The following is a 10,007-nucleotide window of genomic DNA, read 5'->3' as shown; positions in this document are numbered from 1 at the left end:
CCTTGGCCAGCTCGGCAGCCATAGCTTTGAGTTTTTCTTGGTCCACTTGTGTACCCACGATGGTATCCTTTTGAAAAGATTACTCAGTCGTGGGCAGTTACACAATTTGGTTTACAGGCTCTCCTCAAGAAACGCTCCGCCTTTTACCGTAAATCCAACGGATTTCCTGTCTCTCTTCATGCATCTTGTGACCCTGGGGGCAGAACCAAACGTCTGTCCAGGAAGAGCTGAGCCTGCCCAAGTGGCTCTCATCGGTCTTAGACATTGCGACTTCATCAACCCAGCTTTCACAGTGATAACACCATACGTGGGCTTGGCCTGCCTCGACCCAATCAGCGATGGAGCCTCGAACATCGCAGAAGACACTCCGTGGTAGGTCTGTTACCTTCCCATCTTTGATTCGGGCTTGCTCAAGCCATAGTGGCATGGCCCGGCGTCTCACCTTGGCATCCCAAGAATAAATGGTGGTCTGTTCTGCCTCTTTGCGATACCACGCCAATAGCTCATGGGCAGGCAAAACAACGCCACATGAATACTCGCCTTCACCGAGTTCTGGAGATGCCACAAGCAGGAACTGGTGGCAGGGCGGCAGGGTCTCAAGGAACGCCTGAACCTCCCGGTCCATTCGCTGTTGTTCTCTGTGAGGTTTGCTGAAGGCCCGCTTCAGGGACTCCCATACAAATGCCATCGCTTTTCCTTTCAAGCCTCGCCGCACTTGAGCCTGGGCTTCGAGTGCCGTTCTGCTGTTCGGCGGTGTACACCTCGTTGCTGCAGTCCAGCGGGAACGCAGCGCCAACTTCGATAGGTGCCCCTCTGGCCCGTCGCAAGCTTGCTATAACCCTGTCCGAACGTCGGAAAAGCTCAGTGCGAAGGTAATATAGGAATAAAAACTCTCCATTTGAGAAGTACTCATGATCAACCATTCCCCGCCAGGAAGAACTAATAGGGCGCCCAACATCGAAGCAAGTACTTGGCCTGTCAACTCCTCTAATCACTGAAATCCCGAAATTACACAGAACACTGACTTCTGCATCGTGAGTAATCTTAGCCCCGAATACATTCAATCTCTTGGGGAAAACAAATGAACTCAGACCAACGTATTATGGATTTCAGCGTCGAAACCGGACTTTACGTCAACATTCCACTAGTGATCATCCTCTACCTGAACAAGATTAGGTCGGAGATCTCCACCACTGCCCTCCAGCTGTACATTTACTACCACTTTCTCTGGCGGAACAATGACTACCAAACCAGCTTGTCGATCAACGCATTGGCTTCTGCCTTGAATTCAACTCCGTCAACGATAAATCGTGCGAATTCCCAGTTGGTAAACGCCGGCTTGATCACCCGTCATGGTCGGTCCCTACCAACAGGACAGGGTACTAAAATGAGAATCTCTTCCACGACTCGACCAGCGATTCCGGATGCTTTGCTGGAAGAAATTCACAAAATGCCGGTCCGACAACCCTTTATTCACCACGAGGCGGGAGAAATTTGGAGCTTGTCTGAGTTTTTGGAGAAAATCGAGCGGGATGGCACAGCGACAGAATCTGATCCAATCCAGTTCTTCTACGACATGGTCGATCGTCTTAGCAATTTGGTTCAGACCGGCGCTGTAGACGCTACACAAGAGAAATTGGAATCCCTGGCTAGGGAGGTAACCTGGAGCGTCTTCGAAGGTCAATTCAGCCGCAGCGAAGGCTTCCAGAGCATTTCTCACAAAAGGAATGTGGCCTTGAAGAAAATCAGACTGAATGAATGGAAGCGTCCTCGTGGCTATCGGAAGGGTTACTTAGCGGGCGTCAGTAGTTCTAATAGAAAGGGAACGCAAACGGACGAAGTCCAATTCTGAATCGTAACGATCATTTGGTTAGCTCACAGAAAGCAGAATTCTTGGTGCTTTCGACATGAGCAAGCAATGGTCAGCCAGCGGTGCCGAATAAAAACACTGGCAGCACGCCACGAGTGACCTCCGCTCGGGGGCGTGCAACACTCCCTCAGTGCCCTGGGTAACGATCCCAAAGTCGGTCATCATCCATGAAGGTCTGCCACTTCTGACAAGTCCACAGATCCGATGCCACGGCTTCAATAACCTCACGGAGCTCTAGAGGCTCCAGCCATCGCTGTGGAATTGCGCCAGTTCCGAGCATCACCCCAAGAATGCTGCCGGTAATCGTGCCCGTTGAATCCGAATCACCATCGTGATTTACCGCCAGCACAATACCTTGTTCAAAAGTTTCCGAAACTAACGCGCAATAGACAGAGATGGCGAGCGCTTCTTCAGCAACCCAGCCCTCGCCGAGCTCCCGAATTGCGATGTCGTGAGGAATATCAGACTGGCTGAGCTCAATCGCTTTGTCCAAGGCAGTCAACGTTTCCTCATGCCCTAAATGTGCCGCCAGAATCGCCTTCGCGGTATCGAGAGCCTCTCGCAACGTCTGTCCATTCAATAATTCGAAAATCATAACCGACAGCGCACCACCGCTTAGATAGCCACTTGGATGGCCATGGGTAAGCCCGGCACACAGACACCCTTCTTTGAACACTCTCTGGACGTCAACATTCCGCTTGAAGGACCACCAGAACAGTCCCACAGGGGCAACGCGCATTACCCCTCCACAACCTTTACTGTCGTTACCTGCAATGCCCGGGAGGCCAGAATAATCTCTCAAGGCACTCAGGCAGGTCATACCCGGGGCGCGCTGGTTGTGCAGCCTCCGCTGCTGGAACAGCCAACCATCTCTATCAGTTTTTACTGCGCCGCTGTCATAGCCTTGAGTAGCCAGCCAGCGCAAATAGGCATTAGCAACCGTGTGACCAAAGTCCGTTACACCCTTACTAACACCCCGCATCTGCCCCCGCAACAAACCTTCTGCGGTGAATAGGGTCATCTGTGTGTCGTCAGTAATTTTCCCTTTGCCACCGTAGGCTTCGGCGTAGTCCCTGATGCCCGACGGGCCGAATCGATCTATGATTTCGTCCCGAGACATAAACTCCACCGAAGCGCCAAGCGCATCACCGATGGCTCCGCCCAAAAGGCAAGCGATATAACGATCTTGCGGATCTGGCCCAGACGTTTTTTGGAGGCCTCGCAGGTAGTTCAAAGAATGATCATCAAAATGCTGGTTGAGCCAAGTATCCGAAAGCGCCAGAAAAAACACCAACCGCTGGGTACCAACAACCTGCCCAATCAAAAAATGGTCACTGCGCTGAATTGTCTGAATGGAATACACCTTATCTTGGACGCCCTCTGGATAAGCCGCATGGAAAAACGACAAATCGAAACGTCGGGAGCCATTTCCCGCTAACGCCACCTTATCAATTCGGATGGGCGAGTAGCGGCGAATATCAGCACCAAACTCCGGACTGATAATTTCCATTGCGTACCAGTTTCCTGGCTCTAAAGTGAAACGACTCATTCAGTAATCCAGCCTAACCCAGCGCATTTTCAATACCCTTTTCGGAGACGCTCGCCCCATTTCCTTTCATCATCCGATGCTTCAGAGGCGCCAGATTAATCACTAAAGCATTCCGAATTCTCGTCCAGTCATCCGCAGAAAACTCCCTCCTAACAAGATTATCCAAGAGCTCTTCCTGCCTGGGCTGACCAAATGCCAGGCGGTACAGCGATAAAATCTTAAGTGCCTCGTCTAAACGAGCCTCTTCACGGCTCATGGGCATCATCGGAACCAGTCGTTCAATTTGCGTAGTCCCCGACGGAATGTGCCAATACGGCGTCAAATCACTCGTCCGGTGCTTAGAGACGCGGTCAATTTCTGAAAACAGGTTTTCCCAATAATCTCCGCTGTCACCCGGCTGATCCAGGTCCAATCCGTGAGAATTCGCATACTCAGTCGCCCGGCGGCGCACCACTAGAGACTTATAGCGGTTTACGCGCCCTTCCCTTTGCTCAATATCGATCGGATTCGATGGTAGATTCCAATGAACCACTCGGTTGCAATACCAGTGAAAATCCAGGCCTTCCTGGCCGATCGATGTAGAATTCAGCATGAACGGCTTGAATGGCGAATTAAAACCGTCTCGGATGTGCTCAACGCGAACCTGCTGCTTGTCATCAGTAGCGCTCTGTATGCCCAACGGAACAGCAAAATGGCATCGCAACGAGGCGTTCAGAGGGGTTAAATGACGCTGGCCATCGGCGTGGCCCAAGTACTGAAAAGTCACGGATGAAGTCTGAAAGCCCATGACGCCTGCAAACCGTTCTGCTGCCTCGCCAGCGGACAGACCGCTGCCCTTCAACAGGTGCCCGTATTCATCGATCATGGCCTGAAAGCCACCTCGGGCACAGTAGTGCAGGATTTTGCGAGACTTCCAGATACTGCTGAGCTGGGAGGCGTTCTTTAGTCGTGTTCCTGATTGCTTTTCGAGGACGGCAATAGACTCGGGCTTGTTGAAGAGAGTGAGCACACCGAAAGCAACGCCAACGGCCGCCCTTAATTGCTCCGATGGCCCTATATCCCAAAGTCCTGAGAACATGCGAATCGCGCATACTCCAGGCCCTGAGACCGAAAGCAAAGCAAGATAATCGGCCAGGTCGTTGGGCATTTTACCCAGCATCTTCTGCCCACCCAGAAGCTGCTCCAGGCTGTCCGCAATCTCATCCAGATGTTTCCGCCGCCCTACATCCTTTGAACTTTCCCGCTCTGTCTCCAACCACTCCTGCCAGTGTTTCAATTCACCGCTAAAACCACTGACATGATCCAGCAACATACCGGCATACGCATACCAATTATGATCCTCAGGACCCTCAGACTCATATTGGCGGAGGCTCTTCAGCCTATCCCCAAATCGCGCTCTCATCTGGGCCAGAACCTCTTCCAGCGTCGTATCACCACGGACTAATGTCTCTGCCGCCAACACCCGCGAGGGATAAATCAGTGACCACCCTGTTAGCGCGTTCTTACCCTCCAGGCGAATGAGCGGAACACTCCGCTTCTTATCCTCGACAAAATATTTAGAGCGGCTGCCTTTTCTTTTTTGAAGACGTCTCTCGATTTCGTAGGACAACAATCCACTCAAAGCCCTTGGGACCATTGCCCAAGCCGAGAACAGCAGAGTTTTGGTGAAGTTCTGGTTGGCTGCAAATGCGCCCTGCAAAGGGTAATGAGGAGCGCTGGGGGGAATCCACAGCAATTCCTCGACCCTGTCATCCAAGATCCGTTTTACCAGCCCACGAACTTTTGCGTTCGGTGCCTCTTCTGAGAGGTTTAGTCGAAAATTGGCAATACGCTCCCGAGGCAACCAACTCGATGCCGACTTTCCGAGAGCGGACCGGACCTTGGAGTTCCTTAAATTACGCTCCAGTCTATCTCTGAACGAATAGCCACCAAGAAAAGACAGGGCCCACGGAGCGGACTTGTAGAACTCCATGAGTTGATGACCGTGTCGTGCCTGGGACACCTCATCGACGGTGTCCGCCAGCCCGGTCATTGCTGCAAATGATTTAATATCGCTTTGACTGAAGTACTTCGCGCAATCGAGGCGCTCTGATTTAAATACCGAGTCAACGTTGTCACCAATCTGCCCCCGCTCGGTACGGGCAATAAAATCCGAAAGGGCTCGTTCTACTCTTAGCTTCTCAGCATCCGAGAGATCCTCAACTGAAAACGAATCATCCCGCAGACGCAGTATCGTCGCTAAAAGATCCTTCCTGGCGGCCTCATACTCGGACAGCCGTTGCTGATCCGAATTCATCAGAAACGTCAGGAGATGGCGGAGTTCTTCCTGGTGAGACGCTTCGACTTCATCGTCTTCTATGCGGCTCAGCGCCTTGAAAGGCGTGGCCGATAACAGCAGGATTTTTCCAGGGCTATCACGCTTGAACACCTCCTGTGCGATTAGGGCATTTTCAGAATCCCTCGACATATCCAGAAGCGTATCAAAACGCTGAAACTCATCCAGGATGAATAGATCTGCGCGAATGTGTCGAGCACAGGTTTTCGCCAGCCTGGTCCGCAGTTCCGAACGCAGTCGATAAAAGGAAGCTGAACTGACATCCGATGCTGCTCCGGCAACGCTATCCAGAAGCTCATTCCAGGTTTTTTCGGAGTCGTCCGGCAAGCATCCACATAATCGAAGACCAATTGCCTCCAGCGCATCGATGTACGAGCAACCGGAAACCTCAAGCCAATCCGCAAGGTCCTCTGCAAGCGATACCTCAGATTCAAGATCACTTAAGAATTCGTCGACAAGATCGTCATTCAGCTCATACCAACCCTGAAACCATCGTTCTCGGGTATCCCAAGTGCTCTGTTTGACTTCGCTGCGCATGAGCCGGTCCAGTACCGGTTGATAAGGCTTCAGTAGGTTGTGCCTCATCAAACACTGGAAAAGGATATGCCGTTCCCATACGTTGCCATCGCTATTCGTGAGCGAAAACGACGTGGAGGGCGTCAGTGAACACACTTCAAGCAATTGGCCATTGGCACCGTGCTTCTCTCTGGCTGCCAACTCCACCAAACGACCGAACGAGGGCTCACGAACATATTTCTTGGCAAGATCGTCACTGAACACCGCCAGCTTCTTACGGTTCTCGTTTGCTAAGGCCAGGTTGGAACAAATGTAGGTGACGCGAAAAGGTGGTCGAGGGTGCTCGATCTCGGCGGATTCCACGCCTTCATTGATCTGCCGGCGAAGCATTTGTGCGATGACGCCCTTAGCGACAATGGTTTTGCCCAAACCAACTTCATCAGCAACAAGAATCCGCTCGCTGTGTCCCTTTGAAAAGAAATTTTCAATTACCCGCTCCACTGAGGCCCGCTGAAAATCCTTCAGACCGGCCAGTGTTTTGTCGATTTGCTCGAAAACCTCATGCATAAACCAACACTATCCTTAGCGCTTTTGGGGTGAAAAGTGCCGCCACAACTGAGCAAACCTTGCTGGGAGTGGCACAGAAGTCCCCTCAAGCCTATCGATCATTTTTTGAATTCTCTCAAGCACCTCGGTGTCCCGAGCAGCGGCATGCATCAACTGTTCAAAAATCGGGGAGTCAACGAACAAGGTGGCCAAGGCACCGGCCTGACCATTGTCGCTATCAAAGCCAAACCACTCATTTTTATCCGGATGTCGTTGTAGGAGAAGACGAATGTAATTCAGAAATTTATCTTCCGTATCCACCAACTGCTCGATAATACGCCGCTCGCGGTCCGTGCCTGCTGGTAAATTCAAGTCAGTCTGAATAACCAAATGCTCGGTTTCAGCGCTTGCCTGCGAGGTGATTTTGACCGCCAGGAACGCGCTTAGCTGGTTTATATTCAAATTGGTCCAACAGATGGGATTGCCCAGAGGCCGATGGGATCCTCTCACCGGCAGAAGGCCCACTTCCACCGATAGCCCCTCTGGCAGTTTCGGCATTTCGTCGATCGAAAGCGCTAACTCAAAAAGCGTGGGATCGCTCTCTGCTTCCCTGGCAGATAATGTCCAATTCGCTTTGATCAGATCAAACGAGAGAACGCGAAACAGATCGCTCTCACTTTCGCCGTCACTCTCTGGCCGCTCTTCGAACTGGTGCTTCACAAACAGTCCAATTCCGGGATTGTCTTCATCAATCCACTGTTCTAGCAAAGCGGCCGGTCCAATCGAAGTGCTCTTCCCCGTCAGCCGGACCATCAATTCGGTATTGCGTGGATCTGTGCCTGCGCGACCCAGGGCTGCAGCTGTCGCATTGGCAGACCCAAGATGCCAGTGGCATGTTTGCCCTCTCTCCAAAACGATCAGTTTTGCATGGAGATTCTGCCTGTCAGTCCCCATCTCCAGACGTTCTTCACCATCAACAACATCGGTGTTAATAGAAAAACAGGACCAATCTTCAAGCTTCTCCGGTCCTATCTCATCAAGCTCTTCACCTCGACTGAATAACCAGCGATTACCCTCCGGAGCTCTTTGAGCCAACTCATCTAAAGCCCCTACGCCACCGACAGAATCCTTCAGAAATGGGGAAACGACCAATATCGAGTCATTCGGGCTGAGCATATCCAGTGGCCGCCCATACCCGGGTCCACCAGCAAGAATTCTGGGATCTCTAAAGTTTTCAGGTGGGTGCCAGTTGATCCGGCCAAGCTCCTTTCTGATAAGCTTGCCAGGCTCAAAGGAAGGATCCTGCAGCAGCAGATCCCTCACCAGCTCATCCCACCCCTGGTGGGCACTGTCAATTGATTCGCGAGAAACCTCCCCGTCCAAAGACAAGGCCAGGTCCCAACTTCGATCAAATGTGAGGTTTCGGGAAAGCACGATCAAGCGATAGCGAATCGGACGTTTGGGGGCGGTGTACCGGAGCAGCCAAAACTTTGGATGGAAAGAGGAATAAGCCACATTCCCTGGCATTACCGGCTGAAGCCAGGGCTCTAGCAAGGCAAACAGGCGATTATAAGAAGCAGGTAGCTTTATTTTTCCCGCCTGATAAAAAACCTTCAGGCGGCCATTAAGCTGCCCAAGGGCTTCCAACAGTGCCAGGCGCTCACCCTGGATTTCTCCTTCCAGGGTGTCATGGAAACATAAAGCGACCGGCACAGACAGAAGTGCATCCAAGTCAAGCGTGTAGGTTGCGGCGATGGCTGAATCGAGCTCGTACCCCTCCGGTGGTCGTAACTCCCAGCCATAATCCACTCGTTCGGATTTCGGATTCAGCATTCAGCACCCTGTACCACATCCCTCAGAATGGTCCTGGCTGTCGGCCAGCGGTAGCTCAAGGAGTCCATCCCCTGCCAATGCGGCGCATCACCCAGGTTCTTCAGCAAAACTGACCGACGGCCTTTGTTTTTCTGAGCTCGGTTTTCCACCAGTCTATCCAGGCTGCTACTAGTCTGATTCTGAAAAATAGCCTCATGCCATTGACGCAGAAACTCACGTGCATTCAAATTGATTCGGGCTCCGCCAGCGGTGGCAGCCTGCAACCAGTCATCCACACTGGAAGCCGAAAACAGATTCCGCTCCCTGGCTTGCTCAAGCCATTCCGAAAAGAGTTCCTCGCGTTCAGCCTCCAACGCCGCGTTCCCGGAGTTTCGAGCAATCAAAATATTGAACCGGATATGCGCTCCGTTAATCGCATCACTGAACTCTTCCGCCAGCTCAAGGGCGTGCCGGCAAGGTGCAGAGACATCCGGCCTCCCTTTAACCCATGCAACAAGTTCAGTAAATGTCAGAGCCTCCCCACTATTTCCTACCAACTCTTCGGCTAAACCGTGAATCAGAAACTGGGATACGACGCTGTTCCGGATGGCGGTGGTATGAGTCAGCTTATCAATGAGAAATCGGGCTTCGGACTCGGAAAGGTGAATCGAAACATCATTCATCCAGCCTGACTCAAAAACATCCAGGTGCACGACAGAACGATGCGAAAGGGCATCAGAGTCATCTTCCTCATGCTCGGTGGCACGAGGAACCGATTGGGCTTGCCCAACCTCCCGGGAGAACTCTGCAAGGGATTTTGCGGTATTCACAATCCCGAACTGGCGAAGGCCGTTCCAATAGACCGATGACGGCTTTCGGGCCACTCCCTGTTCGCTCCCGACCATTTCCGAACCGATAATACCGCTCTCAGCTGAACCATGCCTCTCTACCAAAAGCCTGGCGACCTCGTTCTCCTGCGACTCCAGGTAATCCCTGAGTGATGTCCGGCGTTGTATCCTGGCATCCAGCTCCATGTAGTCGCGGATAATTCGGGGCACTGTGATGAAATATTTGGCGCGCGTCTGGATAGTTGAAAACCCCGGAAACAAGAGGTCGGCAAAAGCATCGCGGATCTGCCCTATTCCCAACTCGTCCAAGGTTCCCGGCTCCTGCAACATTGCCAGGACCTGCGACACTTTTTCCCTGTCAGTGGATGAGAAGTCCACCCAGCCAATACTGCTCATAGCAACTCCAAAGGCTATCCAATCAGATAGGTTAGCAACGAAAAGGCGCACCGGTCATTCAAGCACAGACCAACGACAAAGGCTGTCGCAATCCCCAGATACACTTTTAGTCTATCGCTGAATGCGGTCGAGCCC

At 52.2% G+C, this 10,007-nt stretch carries 6 protein-coding genes; 1 reads left to right on the top strand and 5 read right to left on the bottom strand.

The genetic code is table 11. The features are described 5' to 3' along the window. Positions 1 to 124 precede the first annotated feature (124 nt). Positions 125 to 688 (bottom strand): hypothetical protein, encoded by a 564-nt coding sequence (locus QPL95_RS17920; RefSeq protein ID WP_303292296.1) that lies wholly within the window; start codon positions 686 to 688, stop codon positions 125 to 127. Between the two features lie 393 nt (positions 689 to 1,081). On the opposite strand from QPL95_RS17920, the gene QPL95_RS17915 reads away from it, so the two are divergent. Beyond that, entirely contained in the window at positions 1,082 to 1,852 is a 771-nt protein-coding gene (locus QPL95_RS17915; RefSeq protein ID WP_303292295.1) for a hypothetical protein, read from the top strand. 145 nt (positions 1,853 to 1,997) lie between these two features. Here the strand turns inward: QPL95_RS17915 and QPL95_RS17910 are convergent, their stop codons facing one another. Genes QPL95_RS17910 through QPL95_RS17895 form a run of 4 tightly spaced genes read right to left on the bottom strand, consistent with a single transcriptional unit; the run spans position 1,998 to position 9,872 of the window. Then, positions 1,998 to 3,380: an ADP-ribosylglycohydrolase family protein gene (locus QPL95_RS17910; protein WP_303292294.1), complete on the bottom strand. Its 1,383-nt coding sequence runs from the start codon at positions 3,378 to 3,380 to the stop codon at positions 1,998 to 2,000. A 52-nt stretch (positions 3,381 to 3,432) separates the two neighbouring features. After that, a complete protein-coding gene (locus QPL95_RS17905) occupies positions 3,433 to 6,837 on the bottom strand; it encodes a DEAD/DEAH box helicase (RefSeq protein WP_303292293.1) in 3,405 nt (1,134 codons plus the stop codon). Between the two features lie 15 nt (positions 6,838 to 6,852). Further along, positions 6,853 to 8,649 (bottom strand): hypothetical protein, encoded by a 1,797-nt coding sequence (locus QPL95_RS17900; protein WP_303292292.1) that lies wholly within the window; start codon positions 8,647 to 8,649, stop codon positions 6,853 to 6,855. Beyond that, positions 8,643 to 9,872, bottom strand: coding sequence for a DUF6361 family protein (locus QPL95_RS17895; RefSeq protein WP_303292291.1), 1,230 nt, complete (start codon positions 9,870 to 9,872; stop codon positions 8,643 to 8,645). The genes QPL95_RS17900 and QPL95_RS17895 overlap by 7 nt, the downstream gene beginning before the upstream one ends. Positions 9,873 to 10,007 lie beyond the last annotated feature (135 nt).

This window comes from Marinobacter sp. SS5-14b, assembly GCF_030541005.1.
Taxonomy (GTDB): domain Bacteria; phylum Pseudomonadota; class Gammaproteobacteria; order Pseudomonadales; family Oleiphilaceae; genus Marinobacter.
The sequence above is the reverse complement of the archived record's forward strand: the minus strand, read 5'-3'. Positions and strand labels throughout refer to the sequence as shown.

What these genes read in the sequence shown, in the direction of transcription:
- QPL95_RS17895 (WP_303292291.1), bottom strand. Translation starts at nt 9,872, where the DNA reads ATGAGCAGTATTGGCTGGGTGGACTTCTCATCCACTGACAGGGAAAAA.
- QPL95_RS17920 (WP_303292296.1), bottom strand. Translation starts at nt 688, where the DNA reads ATGGCATTTGTATGGGAGTCCCTGAAGCGGGCCTTCAGCAAACCTCAC.
- QPL95_RS17910 (WP_303292294.1), bottom strand. Translation starts at nt 3,380, where the DNA reads ATGGAAATTATCAGTCCGGAGTTTGGTGCTGATATTCGCCGCTACTCG.
- QPL95_RS17900 (WP_303292292.1), bottom strand. Translation starts at nt 8,649, where the DNA reads ATGCTGAATCCGAAATCCGAACGAGTGGATTATGGCTGGGAGTTACGA.
- QPL95_RS17905 (WP_303292293.1), bottom strand. Translation starts at nt 6,837, where the DNA reads ATGCATGAGGTTTTCGAGCAAATCGACAAAACACTGGCCGGTCTGAAG.
- QPL95_RS17915 (WP_303292295.1), top strand. Translation starts at nt 1,082, where the DNA reads ATGAACTCAGACCAACGTATTATGGATTTCAGCGTCGAAACCGGACTT.